Source organism: Pseudomonas gingeri, from assembly GCF_013385635.1.
GTDB classification, from domain to species: Bacteria; Pseudomonadota; Gammaproteobacteria; order Pseudomonadales; family Pseudomonadaceae; genus Aquipseudomonas; species Aquipseudomonas gingeri_A.
On record NZ_JACAPR010000010.1, the window covers coordinates 19,344 to 42,511 of the forward strand.

Genomic DNA, 23,168 nt, shown 5'->3' on the forward strand with positions numbered 1-23,168 from the left:
CTGTCAGGACTGGAGGGCAAAATCATCTCAATGGCGAGCAAGTCCGTCGATAAAGGCGGTAATCCGTCCTTCCAGCTCGGCGGCCAATGGCAGTTGCGGGTCATTGTAGGAGGCCAGTTGGCGCTGGACATCGGCGGGCACGATGCGCAGGACGTGATTCATGCCATCAACCAGCACCAACTGTGCATCCGGCTTGGCCTTCTGCAGGTCCCGGGCGTCGGCGATGCTGACCTGGATATCGTTGCGACCCTGGATGATCAGTGCCGGCATTTTCAGTTTGCCGAAGGCTGCCGCCGGGTCCTGGCGGAACAGGCTGATCAGGTAGGGCTGGACGCTGGGGCGGAAGATCGGTTCCAGTGGTAGCGGGATATCGTTGTCCGGACGCCCGGCCTTGAGACTGTCGAGCAATTCGTTGCTGCGCAGCATCAGTGCCGGTGGCAGTCGGTTGGCCAGTTGCTGGCGGATCACCTGGTCGACCGGGCGACCGCTGCCGGCCAGGGAAATGACTCCGTCGGCATCCAGCTTCGGCGCGGCGAGGGCAGCGATCAACGCACCTTCGCTGTGACCGAGCAGGATCAGTGGTCCCAGGCGCGGGTCGGCCTTGAGCTTCTCGCCCCAGGCCACGGTGTCGGCGACGTAGCCTTCAATGCTCAGGTTGCGTTCATCGGGGGCGGCGGCCAGGCTCGCGGCCACGCCGCGCTTGTCGTAGCGAACGCTGGCGATATTGTGCCTGGCCAGCAGCCAGGCCAGGCGCTTGAGGCTGTCATTGCGCGCACCGTCCGGGTTGTTGCCGTCGCGATCGGTGGGGCCGGAGCCGGCCACGATCAGCACCACCGGTACTGGCTTGGCGGACTGGGGCAGCAGCAGAGAACCGAACAGTTCGCCGCTGCCGGTGTCCAGGCTGATGGGGCGTTGCAGCACTACGCCAGCCTGGGTGAAACCGCTGAACAGGGTCAAGGTAAGGAGCAAAACACGTAGCATCATCAAGCCATTATGGACAGGGTGTCGGTTGGACTCGCAACCGTCGATAAGGTTCGAGGATGAACTACTTGGACAGCCTGCGTATACTGGGCCGCTCGGTTATCTAGATCTGATTCGCGGAGCACCCTGCATGTCCGGCAATACCTACGGCAAGCTGTTCACTGTCACCACCGCTGGCGAAAGCCATGGCCCGGCGTTGGTCGCCATTGTCGATGGCTGCCCGCCGGGCCTGGAGCTGTCCCTGGAGGACCTGCAGCGTGACCTCGACCGCCGCAAGCCCGGCACCAGCCGGCACACCACCCAGCGTCAGGAAGCCGACGAAGTGGAGATCCTCTCGGGGGTTTTCGAAGGCCGCACCACCGGCTGTGCCATCGGCCTGCTGATCCGCAATACCGACCAGAAGTCCAAGGACTACTCGGCGATCAAGGACCTGTTCCGTCCGGCCCATGCCGATTACAGCTACCACCACAAGTACGGCGAACGCGACTACCGTGGCGGCGGCCGCAGTTCGGCCCGGGAAACCGCGATGCGCGTGGCGGCCGGTGCCATTGCGAAGAAATTCCTGGCGAGCCAGGGCATCGTCATCCGCGGCTACATGAGCCAGCTGGGCCCGATCGAAATCCCGTTCAAGACCTGGGACTCGGTGGAGCAGAACGCCTTTTTCAGCCCGGACCCGGACAAGGTGCCCGAGCTGGAAGCCTACATGGACCAGTTGCGTCGCGACCAGGATTCGGTCGGCGCGAAGATCACCGTGGTCGCCGAAGGGGTGATGCCGGGTCTCGGCGAGCCGATCTTCGACCGCCTCGACGCCGAGCTGGCCCATGCCCTGATGAGCATCAACGCGGTCAAGGGCGTGGAAATCGGTGCCGGTTTCGCCTGCGTGGCCCAGCGTGGCACCGAGCACCGTGACGAAATGACCCCGCAAGGATTCCTCAGCAACAATGCCGGCGGCATTCTCGGCGGTATCTCCTCCGGGCAGCCGATTGTTGCGCACCTGGCGCTCAAGCCGACCTCGAGCATCACCACGCCGGGCCGCTCCATCGATATCCATGGCAATCCGGTGGACGTGATCACCAAGGGCCGCCATGACCCGTGCGTCGGCATCCGTGCTACGCCGATCGCTGAAGCGATGATGGCGATTGTGCTGATGGATCACCTGCTGCGTCATCGCGGGCAGAATGCGGATGTGCGCGTGAGCACCCCGGTACTGGGCCAGCTGTAATGTTGGGAGCGCCGCTCCCTTACTGGCGGCTGTCCGGCTTCTACCTGTTCTACTTTGCCCTGTTGGGGGCGACGGCACCGTTCCTGGCGCTGTACTTCCATCACCTGGGTTTTGCCCCGGCGCGGATCGGTGAACTGGTGGCCATTCCCATGCTGATGCGCTGTGTGGCGCCGAACATCTGGGGCTGGCTGGGGGACTACACCGGCCGCCGCCTGGTGATCGTGCGCTTCGGTGCGGTCTGCACCCTGTTGGCGTTCTCGCTGATCTTCTTCGACAAAAGCTACGCCTGGCTGGCCCTGGTGATGGCCCTGCACGCCTTCTTCTGGCATGCGGTGCTGCCGCAGTTCGAAGTCATCACCCTGGCGCACCTGCAAGGCCAGGCCGCGCGCTACAGCCAGATCCGCCTGTGGGGCTCGATCGGTTTCATCCTCGCCGTGGTGGCTCTGGGGCGGTTGTTCGAGTGGCTGAGCCTGGATATCTATCCGGTGGCCATCGTGGTGATCATGAGCGGTATCGTCCTGAGCAGCGTCTGGGTGCCCAATGCCCAGCCGCTGAGCCAGGCCAACCGGCCGGCGGGCGAGGGCTTTCTCAGGCAGTTGCGCAGTCCCGGGGTGCTGGCGTTCTATGGCTGTGTCGCGCTGATGCAGATGAGCCATGGCCCTTATTACACTTTCCTGACCCTGCACCTCGAGAGCCTCGGCTACAGCCGTGGCCTGATCGGCCTGCTCTGGGCCCTGGGCGTGGTGGCGGAAGTCTTGATGTTCCTGGCCATGAGCCGGATTCTCACGCGCTTCTCCGTGCGCCGGGTGCTGCTGGTCAGTTTTCTCCTGGCGGCCTTGCGCTGGCTGCTGCTGGGTTCGTTCGCCGAGCACCTGTGGGTGCTGTTGTTCGCGCAACTGTTGCACGCCGCCACCTTCGGCAGCTTTCACGCCTCGGCCATCCATTTCGTGCAGCGTAGCTTCGGTGCGCGCCAGCAAGGGCAGGGCCAGGCGTTGTACGCGGCCCTGTCCGGCACCGGCGGAGCCTTGGGCGCCTTGTACGCCGGCTACAGCTGGAATGCCCTGGGGCCGACCCTGACGTTCAGTATCGCCAGCCTGGCGGCCCTGGCCGCCGCGATTATCATTGCCACACGCATGCAAGAGGATCGGCCCTGAGTCCGACCCGAGGAAAGAGAGCCCCATGAGCAGCCTGTCCGTTTACCCCGTTGCCACTCCGGACCTTCCCAACAAGGTCCTGACCCATGTTGACGATATTGCCTCGACCCTGGCGGACCACGGTGTCCGTTTCGAGCGGTTGTCAGCCGCGATACCGGTTCGTGCCGGTGCCAGTCATGAGGAGGTGATAGCTGCCTATCGTGGGCAGATCGACCAACTGATGAGCGAGCGCGGTGGTGTTGCCGTCGAGGTCATCAGCCTCGACAACGACCATCCGCAGAAGGCCGAGTTGTGTGCGGCACTCTTCGATGAACAACATCATGCGGCCAACGAAGTGCGCTTCTTCGTCGCCGGTCGCGGCTTGCTCAGCCTGCATATCGGCGACTACGTCTATGCCGTGCTGTGCGAGAGGAACGATCTGGTTTCGCTGCCGGCCGGTACACGTCACTGGTTCGACCTGGGCGAGAACCCGCGCTGCGTGGCGATTCGCCTGTTCGACAAGTCTGAAGGACGAGTAGTCAGTTTCACCGGCGAAGAGATCGCCGGCCACTTCCCGCGTCTTGACGACTGAATCTACAAGGAAGCGACATTAAACAAGTGTTGGCCGGCAGGAACGATTAAAGCTTGAGTCAGAGTTGCATGTTTCAAGTTGTAGGACGTTGCCTATTGAAATGTCGGCCATCCCTGTTTGTGTTTGTAGTTGGTTGTTAAATCCCGCTTCTGTGTAACTCTCTGTTTTTTGATAGTTGTTCATTTGTTGCCGGAAAACCCTGGCGGCGGTCGTGCGACTTATTGAAATTCACAGGGAGGAACAGACATGAGCATTCCCAAGATGCCGGGTGCCGCTATCGGGCATACGGTCCGGCACCGACCGGTCGACAGGGTGGATCTGGGGGAGCCGCTTAAACAGGATGTTGTCCAGGTGGTGCTCCTGCCGGGTTTGAACAAACCCAGGAGAAATCGTCTCTCCAAAGCCAAGACCCTGAGCGAAAAGGAACTGGAAGTACTCCGGTGGGCGAGGGCGGGCAAGACGGTCTGGGAAATCAGCGTGATTCGCAATGTGTCGGAAGCCACCGTGAAGTTTCACTTGCGCAACATCTATCACAAGCTGGGGGTGAGCAATCGTGCGCATGCGGTCGGCGAGGCGGTCAACCGTGGCCTGGTGTAATGGTTTTGTAGCGCGGGGATTGAAGGGGATGGGCCGCGGGTGGCAGGTCGGAGCGCCGGTCCCCATGATCACCACCCGCGGCTGAACCTCTGCCGAGACCTCAGTGATAGGTCGGCAGGGCAAAGCGGTTCTGGCTCTGCAGCAGGGAAATCGACGGCAGTTCGCTGGCCTCGCCGGCCAGGTCGCGACGAATCGCGCTGATCACCCAGGTCAGTTGTTCCGCGGTATGCAGTTGGGCATAGGAAATCGAGCGTTTGACCTGCTTGCCATCACTGCCACGCAAGGTCAGTAACACACCACCGTCAGGGCGCGGTTGGGTGGTCACTTCGTAGTTGGAGAACACAGAAGAGAATTTTTCCTGGATCAGGTTCATGTCGATCAGCTCCGTCAGCTCATGAATGGCTAGGCATGGACTGATAGGTGCAGTGATTGTGCCAGTATGTTTGTTTTTAAAAACTCATATTAATCAATTGCTTATGTTTATTTGAACTTTAGGGGATCGTGCAAATTGCAAGAATAGCCATCGTGCATCCTGCATTTTGCCCATTGCTTGCCAAGGCGTGCGGCAGCTGTGATCGAGGATACAAAACTTTTCAAAACCTTCGTGTACAGCCTCGCGCGGGGTGACGTATTTTTTGCGCTGAGGCAGGCCTCAAGGAACTGCTCGAGTCCTGCGGTTGTGACAAGGAAGGTTGGCGAGGTTGTCCTCCCAGGCGACGTTCGCTCGATAATAATAAAAGACAGGATGCGACCCATGAACGTTCGAACAGACGACGTGATCACCTGGGGCATGATGCTCCGCAAGCTGCCCACCGTTGCCAAGGCCCTGCCGCGGGTTATCCGCGGGCTCAAGCTGTCCAATGTGAAGAAACCCGACCAGCCTTGCGGGCTCGGCTGGAGTTTCGAGCAGGCTGTTGCGCGCAACCCGTCGGGGCCGGCGCTGCTGTACGGCAACCGCACCCTCACGTATCAACAGGCCAATCAATGGGCCAACCGTATCGCCCACTACCTGATCGCCCAGGGTATCGGCAAAGGCGATGTGGTAGGGATCCTGATCGAGAATCGCATCGAGTTGCTGGCGACGGTACTGGCGGTGGCCAAGGTCGGCGGCGTCTGCGCCATGCTCAATACCTCCCAGACCCAGCATGCCCTGGTCCACAGCATTACCCTGGTCTCGCCGGTGGCGATGGTGGTCGGCGCGGAACTGCTGGAAGCTTACGCGGCGGTGCGCGAGCAAGTGGCGATCGATCCGGCCCGGCATTATTTCGTGGCGGACCAGGACACTCTGGCCGACCCCGGCGAGGCACCGGCGGGTTGGAACAACCTGATGGCCGCGAGCGTCGGCGAGGCTGATGGCAATCCGGCCAGCAGCCAGCGGATCTTCAGCAATGACCCGTGCTTCTACATCTACACCTCCGGCACCACCGGCCTGCCCAAGGCAGGGATTTTCCGCCATGGCCGCTGGATGAAGACCTATGCCAGTTTTGGCCTGATCGCCCTCGACATGGGGCCGCAGGACGTCATCTATTGCACGCTGCCGCTGTACCACGCCACTGGCCTGTGCGTGTGCTGGGGCTCGGCGATTGCCGGGGCGTCGGGGTTCGCCTTCCGTCGCAAGTTCAGCGCCAGCCAGTTCTGGGACGAAGCGCGGCGTTTCAATGCCACGACCCTGGGCTATGTGGGGGAGTTGTGCCGCTACCTGCTCGACCAGCCGCCCAGCCCCGGGGACGCGCGCAACAAGGTCGCCAAGATGATCGGCAACGGCTTGCGGCCCGGTGTCTGGCGTGAGTTCAAGCAGCGTTTCGACATCGATCACATCAGCGAGTTCTATGCCGCCAGCGATGGCAATATCGGTTTTACCAACGCGCTCAATTTCAACAACACCATCGGTTTTTCCCTGATGTCCTGGGCCCTGGTGGAGTACGCGCCGGATTGCGGTACGCCGTTGCGCGATGCCGATGGTTTCATGCGCAAGGTGCCCAAGGGCGGTCAGGGCCTGCTGCTGGCCAGGATCGATGACAAGGCGCCGCTGGACGGTTATACCGAATCGGCCAAGACCCAGAAAGTGGTGCTGTGCGACGTTTTCGAAAAAGGTGACCGCTATTTCAACACCGGTGATCTGTTGCGCGATATCGGCTTCGGTCATGCCCAGTTCGTTGATCGCCTGGGGGATTCCTATCGGTGGAAGGGCGAGAACGTCTCCACCACCGAAGTGGAAAACATCCTTCTGCAACATCCGCATATCGCCGAAGTAGTGGCCTATGGAGTGGAAATCAGCAATACCAACGGGCGTGCCGGCATGGCCGCGATTACCCCCGCCGAATCACTGGCGACCCTGGATTTCACCGAACTGCTGAATTTTGCCCGTGAACAGATGCCGGCCTATGCGGTGCCGCTGTTCCTGCGGGTGAAACTGAAGATGGAAACCACCGGTACCTTCAAGTACCAGAAGGGCCGGCTCAGGGAGGAAGCGTTCGATCCCGGCAAAGTCGGCGAGGATCCGATCTATGCCTGGCTGCCAGGGTCCGACACCTATGTACAGGTGACGGGAGAAGTGCATGAGGATATTCATGCTGGCAAGTTCCGTTATTGATTATGACTATGGAAGCGCTTGAAAAATAAGGCATGACAAGGAAACCCAGGCTCGGGAAACTCACTCCAACAGTTATCCAGTTTCTCGTTGAGCCACAGGGAGTCCAGCATGTCCGATCAAGCCCGACAAATGACCGAAGAAGAAGCCGCCGAGTTTGCCGAACAGGTATTCGACGTGGCGCGCAAAGGCGATGCGGCCATGCTGGCAGCCCTGTTGAGCAAGGGCCTGCCGGCAAACCTGCGCAATCACAAGGGCGATACCCTGTTGATGCTTGCCAGTTACCACGGGCATGTCGATGCCGTACGGGTATTGCTCGAGCACAAGGCCGATCCGGAAATCCGTAACGACAACGGCCAGAGCCCGATTGCCGGGGCTGCGTTCAAGGGCGACCTGCCGATGGTCAAGCTGCTGATCGAAGGCGGTGCCCAGGTCGAAGGTGCTTCGGCGGACGGTCGTACGGCCTTGATGATGGCGGCGATGTTCAATCGCACCGGCATTGTCGAATACCTGCTCGGCCAGGGCGCCGATCCTCAGGCCAGGGACGCCAATGGCGTCACCGCGCTGGCGGCGGCCCATACCATGGGCGCGGCTGATACGGTGGCCCAGTTGCAACGACTCGGCGCCTGAGGTTTGTGTCGTGGCGCAGGCTTTGAGCCTGCGCCGCAGCGGCATTTGCGCTATCCTTCGCGACCCCGAACAGCCCCAGGTCGCAGGATCCCGTCATGAAAACCGCCCTTATCGAACTCATCAATAAAATCAGCTCCGGCTGCATGGGCGAGGCCGAGATCCAGCAGATCGCCGACGAGGCGGCCCAGGCCTACGCTGACGCAGCGGGGTTCCTGGCGGCCAATCCGGATATCAACTACGACGACAGCTTCCCGATTGCCCTGGGTGAATGGGTGGTGGTCGGCAGCCTGCCGGAAACCGTGCTGTTCCAGGCAGACACCTATATGGATCTGTTCGCGCAGATCGTCGATTCCTTCGGCAAGGATGTCCCGTTCAACATCAAGCCCAAGCAACTGGCCAAGGTCGAGGCGCTGACGGCACTCAACCGCATCCAGATCCAGCTCGGCAGCATGAATCCGGAAATGGGCGGCTACGTCCTGATGGATTTCAGCCAGCCGCTGGATGACGAATTGCAGGCAGTCCTGGTCTACGGCAACGACCTGCCACGGGTACTGGAGTTGTGCGAGCAGGTCGGCATCGCCGCCGCCCCGTCGCTGGAAGCCCTGCGGATCGCCTTGCACGTCTGAGCCCTGAGTTCTCCAGGCCGCAGAATAAACGGAACCCCTGTCCGGGCCGGCTATCCTAAGGAAGGCAAGTCCTCACTCGGGAGCAACACCATGGGTTCAACCTTCAACGGCCTCGTCGGCCTGATCATTCTAGCCCTGGACATCTGGGCCATTATCAATGTGCTGAAAAGCGGCGCTGAAACCGGGATGAAAATCCTCTGGATACTGCTGATCATCCTGTTGCCGGTGCTGGGCCTGATCATCTGGGCGATTGCCGGACCCAGGGGCAATGTGCGGTTCTAGACCGGGCCTCGACCACGACAGGTGACGATCGCTTGCCGGAGCAGGGAATACTGCTTCGGCAGGTCCTGGTTTTTTATGTGTCAAAACATGCGCCAGACGAAATTTTCACATTCCGTCGCAGACAATTCCTGCGCATGATTGACCTCTCGCTCCTTGCAATCCGCTGTTTCAGAACGGTTTTCGGCTTGGGCGAGGAAAGATTTCAACAGCGACCGGCAACGCATGGGTGGTAAACCATCGATGATCGTGCAACATTTGCCGGCTTCGCGCCCCTCTTGTGGTTCATCAAGGGCTGGGCGCCGCTGAACCCGACTTTTCAACTTGAATCCAACGAGTCCCAAACCGACATGGCAAACCCGGACGCCCTGAGCAAGCAGCGCCCCTCAACGCGCCTGCTGCAACCGACAGTTAAGTCTCATCTGGCCTACACGCTGTTGTGTGCATTGATCATGATGGTGATGTTCACCCTGCTGCGGGTTGCATTGCTGGTCTACAACCGCGAGATGATTCTCGACACCCCGGCTTCGACCTTCATCGAGGCGTTCGGCAACGGCCTGCGTTTCGATATCCGCATCGTGGTCTACCTCTGCATTCCATTGACCCTGGCCTTCCTCAGTGCCCGGGCGATGGCCGCTCGCGGCCTGTTCCGCCTCTGGCTGACGGCGGCGTCGAGCCTGGCGCTGTTCTGCGGGCTGATGGAGATGGACTTCTACCGCGAGTTCCACCAGCGTCTCAACGGCCTGGTGTTCCAGTACGTGAAGGAAGACCCGAAAACCGTCATGAGCATGCTCTGGTACGGTTTTCCGGTGGTCCGCTACCTGCTGGCCTGGGCCGTGGGCACCGTGGTGTTGAGCCTGCTGTTCAAGGGCGCCGATCGCATCACCCGTCCCCGCACTACCTTCAACGCAAGCGTCGGCGCACGCGCGGTCGCGCCATGGTATGCCCGGGCAGTAGTGTTCGTGGTGCTGTTGCTGATCTGCGTGGTTGCGGCTCGTGGCACACTGCGCCAGGGGCCGCCGCTGCGCTGGGGGGATGCCTACACCACCAACTCCAACTTCGCCAACCAACTGGGCCTCAATGGTTCGTTGACGCTGATCTCGGCGGCCCAGAGTCGCTTGTCCGATGATCGCGACAATATCTGGAAGGCCACCCTGCAGCAGCCTGTTGCCCAGCAGACCGTGCGCGACATGCTGCTGACCGGCGATGACAAACTGGTGGAAAGCGATATTGCCGCGATCCGTCGTGACACCACGCCGCCGGCGCAGAACACCCTGCCGATCAAGAACGTGGTGGTGATCCTGATGGAAAGCTTCGCCGGTCACTCGGTGGGCGCCCTGGGTCGTCCCGGCAACATCACCCCGTACTTTGACAAGTTGTCGAAGGAAGGCCTGTTGTTCGATCGCTTCTTTTCCAATGGCACCCATACCCACCAGGGCATGTTCGCGACCATGGCCTGTTTCCCGAACCTGCCGGGCTTCGAATACCTGATGCAGACGCCGGAGGGCAGTCACAAGCTGTCGGGCCTGCCGCAACTGCTCAGCGCTCGCAAGTATGACGACGTGTATGTCTACAACGGCGACTTCGCCTGGGACAACCAGTCGGGCTTCTTCGGCAGCCAGGGCATGACTACCTTTATCGGCCGTAACGACTTCGTCAACCCGGTGTTCTCCGATCCGACCTGGGGCGTTTCCGACCAGGACATGTTCGATCGCAGTCTGGAAGAGCTCAAGACCCGTGGTGAAGCCGGCAAGCCGTTCTACGCGCTGCTGCAGACCCTGTCCAACCACACCCCGTATGCGCTGCCGACACCCTTGCCGGTCGAGCGGGTGACCGACCGTGGTTCCCTCAATGAGCACCTGACGGCCATGCGTTATGCCGACTGGGCACTGGGGCAGTTCTTCGAGAAGGCCCGCAAGGAACCCTACTTCAAGGAAACCCTGTTCGTAGTGGTGGGTGACCATGGTTTTGGCAACGATGAGCAGATCACCGAAATGGACCTGGGTCGCTTCAACGTCCCGCTGCTGCTGATCGGTCCGGGCATCCAGGAGAAGTTCGGCGCGCGTCGCGACACCGTGGGCACCCAGATCGATATCGTGCCGACCATCATGGGCCGCCTGGGCGGCGAGTTCCGCCAGCAGTGCTGGGGGCGTGACCTGCTCAACCTGCCGGAAGGCGACAAGGGCATCGGCATGATCAAGCCGTCCGGTAACGAGCCGACCGTGGCGATCATCAATGGCGATCACATCCTGGTCCAGCCCAAGGATGTGCCGGCCAAGGTCTGGCGCTATCAGTTGGGCGCCAACCCGGGGGGCGAAGTGATCCCCAACTCGCCGGACGAGGCCGAGTTGAAGCAGAAGCTGGGTTCTTTCATCCAGACTGCGACCAAGAGCCTGCTGGATAACACGGCGGGTGTTGCTCCGACCAAGTAACGTCTTGCACGGATTATCCGTCGCATGAAAAACGCCCCGACTTGTCGGGGCGTTTTTTATTGCCAGGTATCAAGAGTAACCGCCATCAAGGCTGGGTCAATGGACGGCGCATTCATATCTTGCCAAGCAACAGCAGAATCAAGAGTACGACCAGCACCGTACCGATAATGCCCGATGGGCCGTAACCCCAACTTCTGGAGTGTGGAAAGACTGGCAGGCCGCCAATCAGCAGCAGTATCAGGATGACGATCAGAATAGTACCCATGGCGTTTTCCTTATCGGTTGTTCTGCCATTGCAGACTTTGATTCAGCATTTGATTCAGTCGTTAAATAGCCAACGGCTTAAAGTTTCCGACCCGGGCCCTGCGTGGAAAATTCAGTTTTTTATCAAGGTATTTTGCTCAGTCTTTTATTTCTTTTGATTATTGCCGTTTATTCACTCCAGCCGTTTTTACCGTTGAACTTGCCAGCACGCCGGCAGTCGCCCTCGGGTGTGACTTTGCCTGGGGCATTCAGCAATCTGATGGTGCATCGGCGGGCGATATTCCTTCGCTACACTGCGGCTCATCTTCTTCTGAACGCACAAGGCATCTCCTATGCAAAATCGCATCATGATCACTGGCGCCGGCTCCGGCCTTGGCCGCGAAATCGCACTGCGCTGGGCTCGCGAAGGCTGGCGGCTGGCCTTGTCCGATGTCAGTGAGGCGGGCCTGCAAGAAACCCTGAAGTTGGTGCGCGAGGCGGGCGGTGACGGCTTCACCCAGCGTTGCGATGTGCGTGACTACAGCCAGTTGACGGCCTTTGCCCAGGCCTGCGAGGTCAAGTTCGGCGGCATCGATGTGATCGTCAACAATGCCGGCGTGGCCTCCGGTGGGTTCTTCAGCGAATTGTCCCTGGAAGATTGGGAATGGCAGATAGCGATCAACCTGATGGGCGTGGTCAAGGGCTGCAAGGCCTTCCTGCCGCTGCTGGAGCAGAGCAAGGGCAAGATCATCAATATCGCGTCCATGGCGGCGCTGATGCAGGGCCCGGCCATGAGCAACTACAACGTTGCCAAGGCGGGTGTGGTGGCTTTGTCGGAAAGCTTGCTGGTCGAACTGGCGCAGCAGGAAATCGGCGTGCACGTGGTCTGCCCGTCGTTCTTCCAGACCAACCTGCTGGACTCGTTCCGTGGCCCGACCCCGGCGATGAAGGCCCAGGTCGGCAAGTTGCTGGAAAGCTCGCCGATTACCGCCAGCGATATCGCCGACTATATCTACCAGCATGTCGCACAGGGTGAGTTCATGATCCTGCCCCATGAACAGGGGCGCATGGCCTGGGCCCTGAAGCAGAAGAACCCGCAGTTGCTCTACGATGAAATGACCGTGATGGCCGACAAGATGCGCGCCAAGGCCAGACAGTCGGTGCAATAGGCTATCGAACGGGGCTGCGCTCGGGTATTGCCGCAGCGAAAGTTCCGATTGGCAGAAGTATGAAATCTGATTCTGTAGGGCGAATCGGCCGTGTCGGTAAGGGCGGGCTGATTTGCCGCGCCTGCATTGAAGGCCGTGGTCGGGCCGGGCAGTCTTGGCCGCTCATAAACCCTTGAGGATGAGTGCCATGCTTGTATTGAGCCGCGTCGTGGGCGAGATGATTTCCATCGGCGATAACATCACCGTGCGAATTCTCGCCGTCAACGGCAACCATGTACGTTTTGGTGTGGAAGCACCGAAACACGTCAATGTGCATCGTGCCGAGATCTACCGGCGAATCCTGACAAAGGTCGAGCCGGGTGTCCCCTCTCATGACATCCGCGATCCGGTGGCCTGAGCTCAGTCGAAGAATTCCTTGGGCACCGCGTGCTTGGGCAACAGTTGGCACTGCTGGCTTTCCAGGTCGAAGAAAATCACCGCCTGGCCTTTGCTCAGCGCCTGCCGTACTCGCAGAACACGGGTTTCCTGGGGGGTATCGTCGCCGTTGTCGGTGCCGTCGCGGCTGACGAAATCTTCGATCAATCGGGTCAGGGTGTCGGGTTCGAGTTGGTCGTAGGGAATCAGCATGGAAAGTTCTCTTCAGGAATCAGCGGCATGCTACTGCCACCGGCCGGCTCCGGCTACCGGCAATGCAGCGGGTAACCGGAACGGCGGGCGACGGGGCCTGGCGTGGAAACCTTCAGTCGAGCGGGTTGCGCTGGCCGATCAGGCTGTCCACTGACGGCACCCGGGTATCGCTTTCCATCTGGGTCTCGTGTTCCAGTTGGTGGCTGAAACGGTCGAGGGAGCCGGTGGCCGGCTGGGCATCGCTGGCGAACACCGGCGGGCTGAGCATATAGGCGCCGAGCAGGCGACTCAACGCCGCCAGGCTGTCGATATGGGTGCGCTCGTAGCCATGGGTGGCATCGCAACCGAATGCCAGCAGCGCCATGCGACTATCGTGCCCCGCGGTAGCGGCCGAATGGGCATCGCTGAAGTAGTAGCGAAACAGGTCGCGGCGCACCGGCAGCTCGTTAGCAGCCGCCAGGCTCAGCAGATGGCGTGACAGATGATAGTCATAGGGACCACCGGAGTCCTGCATCGCCACGCTCACCGCGTGCTCGTTCGAATGCTGGCCCGGCGCGACCGGGGCGATGTCGATGCCGACGAATTCGCTGACGTCCCAGGGCAAGGCCGCCGCCGTGCCGCTCCCGGTTTCCTCGGTAATGGTGAACAGCGGATGGCAGTCGATCGGCGGCTGCGCATCACTTTCGACGATGGCCTTGAGCGCCGCGAGCAGGGCGGCTACCCCGGCCTTGTCGTCGAGGTGGCGGGCACTGATATGCCCGCTGTCGGTGAACTCCGGCAGTGGGTCGAAGGCGACGAAATCGCCCACGCTGATGCCCAGCGAGTCGCAGTCGGCGCGGGTGGTGCAGTAGGCGTCCAGGCGCAGTTCGACATGATCCCAACTGACTGGCAGTTCATCCACCGCCGTGTTGAAGGCGTGGCCGGAGGCCAGCAGAGGCAATACGCTGCCGCGGATCACTCCGGTGTCGGTGAACAGGCTGACCCGGCTGCCTTCGGCAAAGCGGCTCGACCAGCAACCGACAGGTGCCAGGGTCAGGCGACCGTTGTCCTTGATCGCCCGTACAGCGGCGCCGATGGTATCGAGGTGGGCTGAAACGGCACGATCGGGACTGCTCTGACGACCCTTGAGGGTGGCGCGTATGGTGCCGCGGCGGGTCAGTTCGAAGGGAATGCCCAGCTCTTCCAGGCGTTCGGCGACATAACGCACGATGGTGTCGGTGAACCCCGTCGGGCTGGGAATGGCGAGCATTTCCAGAAGGACCCGTTGCAGGTAGTCGAGGTCGGGTTGCGCGATGTTAGTGTTCATGGCTGCTCCTTGTTGCAGGAGAATTCTTGCAGGAAAAATTCTTGCAGAAAAAAGGAAACGATCCGTGCTGATTCATCACGCCGGCAGGCTGTGGGGAAACAGTAGATCGATAAAGCGCTCGGCCGTGGGTTGTGGCTCATGGTTGGCCAGCCCGCAGCGTTCATTGGCTTCGATGAAGACATACTCTGGCCGGTCCGCCGCGGGGACCATCAGGTCGAGCCCGACCACCGGGATATCCAGTGCTCGGGCCGCGCGTACGGCAGCCTCGGCGAGTGTCGGATGGAGGATCGCCGTCACGTCCTCCAGGCAGCCGCCGGTGTGCAGGTTGGCAGTGCGCCGAACCGCCAGTTGTTCACCGCGGGCCAGTACCGTGTTGTAGTCATGGCCGGCCGCATGCAGGGTGCGCTGGGTTTCCGCGTCGAGGGGAATCCGGCTCTCACCGCCGGTGGCGGCCTGGCGGCGACGGCTCTGGGCTTCGATCAGCGCACCTATACTGTGGTGGCCGTCGCCAACCACCTGGGCCGGATGGCGAAGGGCGGCAGCCACCACCTCGAAACCGATCACCACGATGCGCAGGTCCAGACCTTCGTGAAAGCTTTCCAGCAGCACCCGGCTGTCGAAAGCGCGGGCGGCCTCGATGGCGTTCGCCACTTCGTCGGCGCTGCGCAGGTCCACGGCCACGCCCTGGCCCTGTTCGCCATCGAGGGGCTTGACGACAATGCGCCCGTGCCTTTCCAGAAAGGCACGGTTGTCCGTGGCCGTTCCGGCGCGTTGCTGGGTGGGCACGTTCAGGCCTGCTTCGAGGAGCACACGATGGGTCAGGCTCTTGTCCTGGCACAGGCTCATGCTGATGGCGCTGGTCAGGTCGGTCAACGATTCCCGACAACGTACCCGGCGTCCGCCATGGCTGAGGGTGAACATCCCGGCCGCGGCGTCGTCGACCTGTACATCGATGCCGCGCCGATGGGCTTCATCCACCAGGATTCGCGCGTAGGGATTGAACTCGGCCTGGGGCCCCGGCCCGAGAAACAGTGGCTGGTTGATGCCGTTCTTGCGCTTGATGGCGAAGGTGCTGAGGGTGCGCAAGCCGAGCTTGGCGTAGAGGCTCTTGGCCTGGCGATTGTCATGCAGCACCGACAGGTCCAAGTGGTTCAGGCCACGGCTCATGAAGTGCTCGATCAGATGGCGCACCAGCACTTCACCGACCCCCGGCCGGCTGCACTGCGGATCAACCGCCAGGCACCAGAGGCTGCAACCGTGCTCCGGATCGTGGAAGGCCTTCTGGTGATTGAGGCCCATGACGCTGCCGATCAGGGCGCCGCTGTCCTCGTCTTCCGCCAGCCAGTACACCGGACCGCCCTGATGGCGCGGGGTGAGCAACAGCGGGTTGATGGGCAGCATGCCACGGGCGATATAGAGCTGATTGATCGCCCGCCAGTCCTCGGCACTCTGCGCCCGGCGAATGCGGAAGCCGCGAAATACCCGGGTGGCCGGGCGGTAATCGCTGAACCACAGGCGCAGGGTATCCGACGGGTCGAGAAACAACTGTTGCGGGGCCTGGGCGAGCACCTGCTGGGGGGCCGCGACATACAGGGCGATATCGCGTTCGCCGGACTGTTCGTTCAACAGCTCTTCGGCCAGTCCGGCGGGATCGGCGAAGGTGTGCCCGATCAGCAGTCGGCCCCAGCCGCAATGCAGCGCCACCGGTTGGGTGGCCGGTTCGTTGCCGTCTTCGGCCAGACGCGCCTGCAGGCGTTCGTAGGATGGCGGCTGACCGCGCAGCAGGCGTTGGCTGTAAGCCGAGGCATGAGCTTTCATCGCATCAGATTCCTTGTTCGCTGAGCCACAGGTTCAGGGCCGCCAGTTGCCACAGCTTCGAACCGCGCAGCGGGGTCAGTTGGCCGTGTGGGTCGGTCAGCAGGCGATCGAGGGTTGCCGGATTGAACAGGCCACGGTCCTGGCTCGGGTCGAGCAGCAGCTCGCGTACCCACTCCAGCGTGTCGCCCTGCAGATGCTTGAGGCCGGGGACCGGGAAATAGCCTTTCTTGCGGTCGATGACGGCGCTGGGAATGACCAGCCGCGCGGCTTCCTTGAGCACCTGCTTGCCGCCGTCCGGCAGCTTGAACCTGGCCGGTACGCGGGCCGACAGTTCCACCAGCCGGTAGTCGAGAAACGGCGTGCGGGCTTCCAGTCCCCAGGCCATGGTCATGTTGTCGACGCGCTTGACCGGGTCGTCCACCAGCATCACCGTGCTGTCCAGGCGCAACGCCTTGTCCACCGCCGCGCTGGCACCAGGCAGGGCGAAATGTTCGCGGACAAAATCGCCGGCGGCATCCTGCTCGACGAGCCATTGCGGCTGCACGGTGTCGGCGTAGTCGGCGTAGCTGCGGTCGAAGAAGGCTGCGCGGTAGGCGGCAAGTGGATCGGCGGCACCGTCCACCTGCGGGTACCAATGGTAGCCGGCGAACAGTTCGTCGGCGCCCTGGCCGCTTTGCACCACCTTGCAGTGTTTCGCGACTTCCCGGGACAACAGGTAGAAGGCAATGCAGTCATGGCTGACCATCGGCTCGCTCATGGCGCGGAAGGCCGCCGGCAACTGTTCGATGATTTCCCGTTCGTCGATGCGCAATTGATGGTGCTGCGTACCATAGTGGCGGGCGATCAGGTCCGAGTACCGGAATTCGTCGCCGCGCTCGCCGCCGGCATCCTGGAAGCCGATGGAGAAGGTCGACAACTGCTCGACCCCGGCTTCGCGCAACAGGCCGACCAGCAGACTCGAGTCAACGCCGCCGGACAGCAGCACGCCGACATCGACCGCGGCCCGTTGGCGAATCGCCACGGCTTCGCGGGTGCTGTCGAGCACGCGGTCGCGCCAGTCTTCCAGGCTCAAGTGGGTTTCATCGGCAAGCGGGCCGTAGGGTAGCGTCCACCAGGTTTTCTGCTCGCCGCGGCCATCGGCGCCGATGCGCATCCAGGTGGCCGGCGGCAGTTTCTCGACCCCGGCCAGCAACGTGCGCGGGGCAGGGACCACGGCGTGGAAGTTCAGGTAGTGATTGAGCGCCACCGGGTCCAGCAGCGGGTTGATATCGCCGCCCTGCAGCAGCGCCGGCAGGCTTGAGGCGAAGCGCAGGCGCTGGGCGGTACGCGACAGGTACAGCGGCTTGACCCCGAGGCGGTCGCGGGCGATGAACAGCCGTTGGGCGTCGCGTTCCCAGATGGCGAAGGCGAACATGCCGTTGAGCTTGGGCAGCAGCGCTTCGCCCCAGGCGTGGTAACCCTTGAGCAGCACTTCGGTATCACCGCCGGAGTGGAAGACGTAGCCCAGTTGTTCCAGTTCGCGGCGCAGTTCGGGAAAGTTGTAGATCGCGCCATTGAAAGCCAGGGACAAGCCCAGGTCCGGGTCGATCATCGGCTGCGCCGAGGCATCCGACAGGTCCATGATTTTCAGCCGCCGATGGCCGAGGGCGATCGGCCCCTGGCCGTAAAAACCCCAGGCATCGGGGCCGCGCGGGGCCATATGGTGGGTGATCCGCTCAAGCGCGGCGAGGTCCGCGGGGTGTCGATCGAAACGTAATTCTCCAGCTAATCCGCACATAAGTTCCTTACCGGTTATCCGTTGGGGAGGGTGGGTGACTCTGAAACTGACCCGCTACGAACAAGGGAGTTTTATATCGATCGGTTATAAGTCGTATCGGGGCCAGAGAATTCCAAGGAAGGGCGATGCGGCGGGACGTTGTCGGAAAGGGTGCTATCCGGCTACCCAATTGATTTGAATTTATGATTTAACTTATTGTTTATTAGCAATTTTTTGAGATTTTAATGACTGGCTGCACTGTTACCATCGCGGCGGCGAACTTTAAAAAAGGAAATTTTAAATGTCAGCCGTTACCCCTTCTGTTCCGTCCGTTCTGAATGAACAGAGCGAAAACGAAGAAGTGATCAATGCCCATGTTCCGTCCTGGTTACTCGCAGCCCGGCCGGAAGATATCGCGAGACTGAGTGAGCATTTGCGCCGCAGTCAGTTTTTCAAGGAAGAAGTCTCCGCCTGGCTCGATGAGCTGAAGAGCGTCGAGGATTTTTGCGCGCCCTTGCTGGAGAACGCATTACGTGTCAGGTTCGGCCGGGAGCTGGATGTTCATCGGACCCAACTGAATATTGCTGATCGATGGTCCACGCTGCCGTTGTCCGTCGGGGCGAACTACTTCTTTTCGATGACCTATACCAGTCGCAGCGTTCTGGAGGCTGCACTGCAGAATTTCGGGCCGGACGAGCACTTCCCGCCCCAATCCCATATCAGCCTCGGCAGCGACCCTCAGCCTGTTTCGACGATCACCGCGCAGGCCTTCGTCAAACTGGTGCGTGAACTCGACCTGGGAAAACGCTACCAGCAACACTTGTGCCGGGTTTTTCATCTCCCGGAGCCTGAAGGGCAAGTCAATAACGTGGAGTTCCGGATTCAGTCGGCGATCATGCAGCAAAAGAAGGCTGACATGCTGGCGGACGCCTGTATCGCCTGCATGAAAAAAGACATCGATGAGATTACCCGCCAGCAGGTGTGCAGGCTGATCGAGTTGAACGTCGCTGTAGCGCCGGATGGCTCGAAGATGATTGCCAACGAATTGCGGATGCTCGGCGTGACCTTGTCGAGCATTTACCTGTTCACCTTGCAGGAGGTACCGCAGGCCGAGAACGCGGGTATGAAAAACCGCGTGCTGGTGCATATTCCCAATGATCCGCTGACGCCATTCAAGCTCTATGCCTCGCTTGAGGCATTCCAGGCCGAATTGCGCAACCGCCTCTGGCTGCCGGCATATGAGCGGTTTTTCAGCGGTTTTGTCAGCCAGCATGACCTGCCGGGTTTCCTGTCGCGGTTGAGGAAACTGCTGACCCTGGAAAGCCGGGACACCGCCGGCAAGGTTACGACGTCCCTGAATCAGGCAGCCGATTTACGCTTGAAGCCTGAGCCGCTGAGCGGTGATCTGTTTTTCCACCTCTATCGACAACGGATCCTGCGGCTCCAGGCGGATGCGCGGAGCGTGGCGGTGCCGACCGAAGACGTCGACCAGGATGCCCGCCAGGCCCGCTATTTGTCTGTACTGGGGCTGGGCATGACGTTCTTGAACCTGGCCTCCTTCGCCAACCCCTGGCTGGGTTTGCTGATGATGGGGGTGGCGGTGGGGCAACTGCTGTCAGAAGTCTATGAGGGGTATCAGGATTGGCAGCGTGGCGAGCGTGACGAGGCGATTACCCACATGATGTCGGTGGTCGAGGACATTGCGACGATGGTCGCCCTGGGTGTGGCGATGCACTGGGGGAGCAAGGCCATCAAGGGCTTTTTCCGGCGCACCTCGGACTTTTTTGACGACCTGGTGCCGGTCAGATCGAGTGATGGTCGCTATCGGTTGTGGCGGGCCGACCTGCGCAGCTACCGCCATGATAGCCTCGACCTTGCGGACAGGAGGTTGGACCAGGAGGGGTTCTACCAGGGTGATGATGCGGGTGAGGGACATCGTTACCTGGATATTGCCGGCGAGTCTTACCGGGCCTGCCGGGATCCGTCCACGGCGGACTGGCGCCTGCGCCATCCGCTGCGGGAGTCGGCCTACGAGCCCTTGCTGGAGCACAACGGTGCCGGAGCCTGGAGGCTGGTCCACGAGTGGCCCTTGCAATGGCACGACCCGGTTTACCTGTTTCGTCGCCTGGGGCCGGATGTCCGTTTGCTGAACGATGAAAATATCGAGCAGATCCTGTCGATTCATCGACTCGACGCGTCGCTGCTGCGGCGAATACACATGAACAATGCAAGGATCCCAGCCCCCTTGCTCGACTCGATACAGCGTTTCAGGTTGGACAACGAACTTAGCTGGCTGCTCGCACCCGCCGAGGCGCCCGCGTCGGCCACGGCCCACCTGCTCGATGTGAAGCTGCAGGTTTTGCCAAGCCTCAAGGGTTGGCCTCGTGATCACACGCTTATGCTGCTGGACTCGGCGAACAGACCGCTGCGTGAGTACGGGGCCGATCTGGTAACGCAACCGCAACGGCTGATGGTTCGGGCCGCCGACATCGAGGCGGGTGGCCTGATGGTGATCGTGAAAAAACTGAAGATGCCGGACCAGCAGTTGCTACTCGGTCCGGAGGCGCTCACCGACCAGGCGCCGGCGCTTCTGGAAGAGGCCATGCGCACGTATGTACGCGAGCAGCGCGGCGTGCTTTTCCAGCGTCTCTACCGCCTGTGCTGCCTGACCGATGTCGGGTTACCGCAGAATTTCAGGCAGGGTTTTACCGATCTACCGGATGGGGTCTTGCGTGAAGTCCTGGGACAGACGAACGATGTCGTGAAAGAACAGTTGGACTTGCATGACCGGCTGCCTTTGTCGCTGATCGAAGAGGCGAACGAAGGGCTGCGTGAAATTCGTGTCAGCCACGCGCTGGACGGCGGTTTTCTCAAGAGTACACAGAGCCTGGATAGCGCCAGGTTGCAGTTGCCCATTCTGAAAACGATGGGTGGATGGCCGTTGGATATACGCTGGGATATTCGTGACGAGCGCGTCAATGGACCGCTTTTGTTCAGGATGGGGGCTGACGATTTACCCCGGCACCGGATTCTGGTCAGGACTGCGCAGGGATACCAGGCCTTTGATGGCGAGGGCTTGAACCTGGGGCCGCTGCATCGGGGCGGCGATGCCCTGAGCAGTGCAGTACTGAGTGGTTTGCGCTTGAGTGAACGAGAGGCCATGGGGGTCAAGCTGGATGAGGCCGACTTGCTGCGCAAACTGCTGATGGCCAAGTTGCTGGCGCGTCCACGGGTCATGCTCGAAGAGGCTCTCGATCTGCCAACGCGCAAGCCCGGCTACCGTTCGCCGGCCTGGCGCGATGGCGATACCCGGGGCTGCCTGCGGGTCAGGCGTGGTGGCGTCTATGGATCGCGACGCGGAATGCGGCGGGTGGCTCGCCTGTATCCCGATCTGTGCGAGCCGGAAGCGCGCAACTTCCTTTTTTCCCTGGGCGACGATCCGATCCAGGTCAGAGGACGACTGCTGGAGCTGGAGGAGGAACTGGACCAACTGCGTTCGACGCTGCTCGGCTGGCGAGGGGAGCAGGCGAGTACCAGGGCGCATGCCTGGCTGGGAGGCATGGCCGAAAGTCGTGAACAGGCTGCCTCGATCATCGAGCGTTGCTGGCGCTGGCAAACCCCCAGGACCTACGACGAGAGCGGTGTGGTCATCGGTCGCAGCCTGAGCCTGGCCGGCTTGCGGGTCGGCAGTCTGCCGAGCTTGCCCACTGGGATCAATTTCGATCATGTCACCGAGCTTTCGTTGAAAAGCATGGGGCTGAACCGTATTCCCGAAGATTTTCTCGAACATTTTCCCAATCTGCGCAGACTGGAGTTGAACAACAATCGACTGGAGTTTTTGCCCAGCGCGATTGTCGAGATGAGCCAGCTCAAGGAGCTATCCCTGCAGGACAACCGGATCACGCTGACCCCGGGCTCGGTCAGCGTGCTGTCTCGTTTGCACAACCTGGAGGTGCTGAACCTCAATGGTAATTTCGATGTCGGCTTGCTGGATGTCGGCCAGATGCCGCACCTACGCCGACTGCTTCTGCGTGGGACCGGGATTGACGGCTTGCCCCAGGGACTGCTGACACGGGTTCGCCTGTACGAGGCGGATCTTCGCGACAACCGGATCCAGGCTGTGTCGAGCGCTCTCTACACGGCACCTTCGCCGATCAATCGGCGGATCATCCTGCGTAACAATCCCTTCAATGTAGACAACCAGAATCTGTTGGCGGCCTACCGGGTACGCACGGGCATCACGTTCGGTATCCCGGATATGGAACTGGCGCTGGATGACTACAGCGCGCGCCAGCGTTGGTTGGCCGATATTGCAGATGGGGAGCGTCGGGATACCCTGCGGGACCTGTGGCACGACTTGCGGCACGAGGAAGGATCCGAGGAATTTTTCGTGCTGCTGGCGCGTCTGAGCGGCAGTGCGGAATATCAGAAGATTCGTGCGGACCTGACACGACGCGTCTGGGCGGTGCTGGAGGCCGCGGCCAGGGACACGGTATTGCGCACCGAACTGTTCGACCTGGCGGCCAATCCGCTGACTTGCGTCGACAGTGCCGCGCGAAATTTCAGTCATCTGGAAGTCCGGGTGTTGCTGACCAGGGCACGGGTCCTGGCGGTCAGGAGCGATGAGCCGACCGAGTTGCTGAAGCTGGCGCGCGGTCTGTTTCGCCTGGAACGCATCGATGACATTGCCCGGGACCACATCAGGATGATGTCCGAGAGGCCCGAGGTGCCCTCACCGAGTGCGGTCGACGAGGTTGAAGTGAACCTGGCCTATCGGGTTGGCCTGGGACGCTCGCTGTATCTGCCCGGGCAACCGCAGGAAATGTTCTTCAGAACCATTGCCAATGTCACCGAGGAGCAGATCCTGAACGCTCGAAGTCGTGTCCGTCAGGCTGAGGGCACCGCGAAGATGAAGACCTTCATTGCCTCGCGTGATTTTTGGATCGACTACCTGAAGAAGAAATACTCCCGTGATTTCGCCCGTTTCAACCAGCCGTTTCATGAGCAGGAGGAACAGTTGCTGAGCAATTCCCCGGAGATGCTCAGCGACAAATATGCCCGGCGACTGTCGGTGCTGATGGAGACGCGTATCGCCGAGGAGCGCAACTTTCTTGAAGCGCTCACCCAGTACGAACTGGATGAGCATCCCGCTCCGCTCTGATGCACC

At 61.2% G+C, this 23,168-nt stretch carries 18 protein-coding genes and 1 pseudogene; 12 read left to right on the forward strand and 7 right to left on the reverse strand.

What is annotated here, in order from left to right; all coding sequences use genetic code 11:
* Positions 1-27: 27 nt before the first annotated feature.
* On the reverse strand, positions 28-1,029 hold the full coding sequence (locus tag HX851_RS10475) for an alpha/beta hydrolase (RefSeq protein WP_177065746.1): 1,002 nt from the start codon (positions 1,027-1,029) through the stop codon (positions 28-30).
* Positions 1,030-1,111: 82 nt separating this feature from the next.
* On the opposite strand from HX851_RS10475, the gene aroC reads away from it, so the two are divergent.
* The 4 genes and pseudogenes from aroC to HX851_RS45340 all read left to right on the forward strand — a co-directional run.
* A complete protein-coding gene (gene aroC / locus HX851_RS10480; protein WP_177056616.1) occupies positions 1,112-2,203 on the forward strand; it encodes a chorismate synthase in 1,092 nt (363 codons plus the stop codon).
* Positions 2,203-3,357, forward strand: coding sequence for an MFS transporter (locus tag HX851_RS10485; RefSeq protein ID WP_439899216.1), 1,155 nt, complete (start codon positions 2,203-2,205; stop codon positions 3,355-3,357). The genes aroC and HX851_RS10485 overlap by 1 nt, the downstream gene beginning before the upstream one ends.
* Positions 3,358-3,382: 25 nt before the next feature.
* Positions 3,383-3,928: a 1,2-dihydroxy-3-keto-5-methylthiopentene dioxygenase gene (locus tag HX851_RS10490; protein WP_177056614.1), complete on the forward strand. Its 546-nt coding sequence runs from the start codon at positions 3,383-3,385 to the stop codon at positions 3,926-3,928.
* Between the two features lie 417 nt (positions 3,929-4,345).
* Positions 4,346-4,525: pseudogene (locus HX851_RS45340) on the forward strand (response regulator transcription factor); the annotation flags it as partial.
* 100 nt (positions 4,526-4,625) lie between these two features.
* On the opposite strand, the gene HX851_RS10500 reads toward HX851_RS45340, so the two are convergent.
* Positions 4,626-4,898: a DUF3509 domain-containing protein gene (locus HX851_RS10500; RefSeq protein ID WP_017129698.1), complete on the reverse strand. Its 273-nt coding sequence runs from the start codon at positions 4,896-4,898 to the stop codon at positions 4,626-4,628.
* A 381-nt stretch (positions 4,899-5,279) separates the two neighbouring features.
* Here HX851_RS10500 and HX851_RS10505 point away from each other — a divergent pair, with 381 nt between their 5' ends.
* The 5 genes from HX851_RS10505 to HX851_RS10525 all read left to right on the forward strand — a co-directional run bounded on the left by HX851_RS10505 (position 5,280) and on the right by HX851_RS10525 (position 11,082).
* Positions 5,280-7,118 (forward strand): long-chain-acyl-CoA synthetase, encoded by a 1,839-nt coding sequence (locus HX851_RS10505; RefSeq protein WP_177065315.1) that lies wholly within the window; start codon positions 5,280-5,282, stop codon positions 7,116-7,118.
* A 108-nt stretch (positions 7,119-7,226) separates the two neighbouring features.
* Positions 7,227-7,745 (forward strand): ankyrin repeat domain-containing protein, encoded by a 519-nt coding sequence (locus HX851_RS10510; protein ID WP_177065317.1) that lies wholly within the window; start codon positions 7,227-7,229, stop codon positions 7,743-7,745.
* A 95-nt stretch (positions 7,746-7,840) separates the two neighbouring features.
* Positions 7,841-8,371: a hypothetical protein gene (locus HX851_RS10515; RefSeq protein WP_177056610.1), complete on the forward strand. Its 531-nt coding sequence runs from the start codon at positions 7,841-7,843 to the stop codon at positions 8,369-8,371.
* Positions 8,372-8,461: 90 nt separating this feature from the next.
* Positions 8,462-8,653 carry a PLDc N-terminal domain-containing protein gene (locus tag HX851_RS10520; RefSeq protein ID WP_177056609.1) on the forward strand — a complete coding sequence of 64 codons (192 nt, stop codon included), beginning with the start codon at positions 8,462-8,464 and terminating at the stop codon, positions 8,651-8,653.
* 347 nt (positions 8,654-9,000) lie between these two features.
* Positions 9,001-11,082: an LTA synthase family protein gene (locus HX851_RS10525; protein WP_177056608.1), complete on the forward strand. Its 2,082-nt coding sequence runs from the start codon at positions 9,001-9,003 to the stop codon at positions 11,080-11,082.
* Between the two features lie 112 nt (positions 11,083-11,194).
* Here the strand turns inward: HX851_RS10525 and HX851_RS10530 are convergent, their stop codons facing one another.
* A complete protein-coding gene (locus HX851_RS10530) occupies positions 11,195-11,347 on the reverse strand; it encodes a DUF3309 family protein (protein WP_017129692.1) in 153 nt (50 codons plus the stop codon).
* Between the two features lie 331 nt (positions 11,348-11,678).
* Here HX851_RS10530 and HX851_RS10535 point away from each other — a divergent pair, with 331 nt between their 5' ends.
* A complete protein-coding gene (locus HX851_RS10535; RefSeq protein ID WP_177056607.1) occupies positions 11,679-12,494 on the forward strand; it encodes an SDR family oxidoreductase in 816 nt (271 codons plus the stop codon).
* A 187-nt stretch (positions 12,495-12,681) separates the two neighbouring features.
* Positions 12,682-12,891, forward strand: a complete 210-nt coding sequence (csrA, locus tag HX851_RS10540; protein ID WP_177056606.1) for a carbon storage regulator CsrA — start codon at positions 12,682-12,684, stop codon at positions 12,889-12,891.
* 2 nt (positions 12,892-12,893) lie between these two features.
* On the opposite strand, the gene HX851_RS10545 is transcribed toward csrA, so the two are convergent.
* The 4 genes from HX851_RS10545 to HX851_RS10560 all read right to left on the reverse strand — a co-directional run bounded on the left by HX851_RS10545 (position 12,894) and on the right by HX851_RS10560 (position 18,022).
* Positions 12,894-13,121 carry a YheU family protein gene (locus tag HX851_RS10545; RefSeq protein WP_010449781.1) on the reverse strand — a complete coding sequence of 76 codons (228 nt, stop codon included), beginning with the start codon at positions 13,119-13,121 and terminating at the stop codon, positions 12,894-12,896.
* A 112-nt stretch (positions 13,122-13,233) separates the two neighbouring features.
* Positions 13,234-14,427, reverse strand: coding sequence for an osmoprotectant NAGGN system M42 family peptidase (locus HX851_RS10550; protein WP_177065319.1), 1,194 nt, complete (start codon positions 14,425-14,427; stop codon positions 13,234-13,236).
* 75 nt (positions 14,428-14,502) lie between these two features.
* On the reverse strand, positions 14,503-16,245 hold the full coding sequence (gene ngg, locus HX851_RS10555; protein ID WP_177065321.1) for an N-acetylglutaminylglutamine synthetase: 1,743 nt from the start codon (positions 16,243-16,245) through the stop codon (positions 14,503-14,505).
* Between the two features lie 4 nt (positions 16,246-16,249).
* Positions 16,250-18,022 (reverse strand): N-acetylglutaminylglutamine amidotransferase, encoded by a 1,773-nt coding sequence (locus tag HX851_RS10560; RefSeq protein WP_177065323.1) that lies wholly within the window; start codon positions 18,020-18,022, stop codon positions 16,250-16,252.
* A 280-nt stretch (positions 18,023-18,302) separates the two neighbouring features.
* Here HX851_RS10560 and HX851_RS10565 point away from each other — a divergent pair, with 280 nt between their 5' ends.
* Positions 18,303-23,162: an NEL-type E3 ubiquitin ligase domain-containing protein gene (locus HX851_RS10565; RefSeq protein WP_177065324.1), complete on the forward strand. Its 4,860-nt coding sequence runs from the start codon at positions 18,303-18,305 to the stop codon at positions 23,160-23,162.
* Positions 23,163-23,168: the final 6 nt, after the last annotated feature.

What these genes read in the sequence shown, in the direction of transcription:
- aroC (WP_177056616.1), top strand. Translation starts at nt 1,112, where the DNA reads ATGTCCGGCAATACCTACGGCAAGCTGTTCACTGTCACCACCGCTGGC.
- HX851_RS10485 (WP_439899216.1), top strand. Translation starts at nt 2,203, where the DNA reads ATGTTGGGAGCGCCGCTCCCTTACTGGCGGCTGTCCGGCTTCTACCTG.
- HX851_RS10490 (WP_177056614.1), top strand. Translation starts at nt 3,383, where the DNA reads ATGAGCAGCCTGTCCGTTTACCCCGTTGCCACTCCGGACCTTCCCAAC.
- HX851_RS10500 (WP_017129698.1), bottom strand. Translation starts at nt 4,898, where the DNA reads ATGAACCTGATCCAGGAAAAATTCTCTTCTGTGTTCTCCAACTACGAA.
- HX851_RS10505 (WP_177065315.1), top strand. Translation starts at nt 5,280, where the DNA reads ATGAACGTTCGAACAGACGACGTGATCACCTGGGGCATGATGCTCCGC.
- HX851_RS10510 (WP_177065317.1), top strand. Translation starts at nt 7,227, where the DNA reads ATGTCCGATCAAGCCCGACAAATGACCGAAGAAGAAGCCGCCGAGTTT.
- HX851_RS10515 (WP_177056610.1), top strand. Translation starts at nt 7,841, where the DNA reads ATGAAAACCGCCCTTATCGAACTCATCAATAAAATCAGCTCCGGCTGC.
- HX851_RS10520 (WP_177056609.1), top strand. Translation starts at nt 8,462, where the DNA reads ATGGGTTCAACCTTCAACGGCCTCGTCGGCCTGATCATTCTAGCCCTG.
- HX851_RS10525 (WP_177056608.1), top strand. Translation starts at nt 9,001, where the DNA reads ATGGCAAACCCGGACGCCCTGAGCAAGCAGCGCCCCTCAACGCGCCTG.
- HX851_RS10530 (WP_017129692.1), bottom strand. Translation starts at nt 11,347, where the DNA reads ATGGGTACTATTCTGATCGTCATCCTGATACTGCTGCTGATTGGCGGC.
- HX851_RS10535 (WP_177056607.1), top strand. Translation starts at nt 11,679, where the DNA reads ATGCAAAATCGCATCATGATCACTGGCGCCGGCTCCGGCCTTGGCCGC.
- csrA (WP_177056606.1), top strand. Translation starts at nt 12,682, where the DNA reads ATGCTTGTATTGAGCCGCGTCGTGGGCGAGATGATTTCCATCGGCGAT.
- HX851_RS10545 (WP_010449781.1), bottom strand. Translation starts at nt 13,121, where the DNA reads ATGCTGATTCCCTACGACCAACTCGAACCCGACACCCTGACCCGATTG.
- HX851_RS10550 (WP_177065319.1), bottom strand. Translation starts at nt 14,427, where the DNA reads ATGAACACTAACATCGCGCAACCCGACCTCGACTACCTGCAACGGGTC.
- ngg (WP_177065321.1), bottom strand. Translation starts at nt 16,245, where the DNA reads ATGAAAGCTCATGCCTCGGCTTACAGCCAACGCCTGCTGCGCGGTCAG.
- HX851_RS10560 (WP_177065323.1), bottom strand. Translation starts at nt 18,022, where the DNA reads ATGTGCGGATTAGCTGGAGAATTACGTTTCGATCGACACCCCGCGGAC.
- HX851_RS10565 (WP_177065324.1), top strand. Translation starts at nt 18,303, where the DNA reads ATGTCAGCCGTTACCCCTTCTGTTCCGTCCGTTCTGAATGAACAGAGC.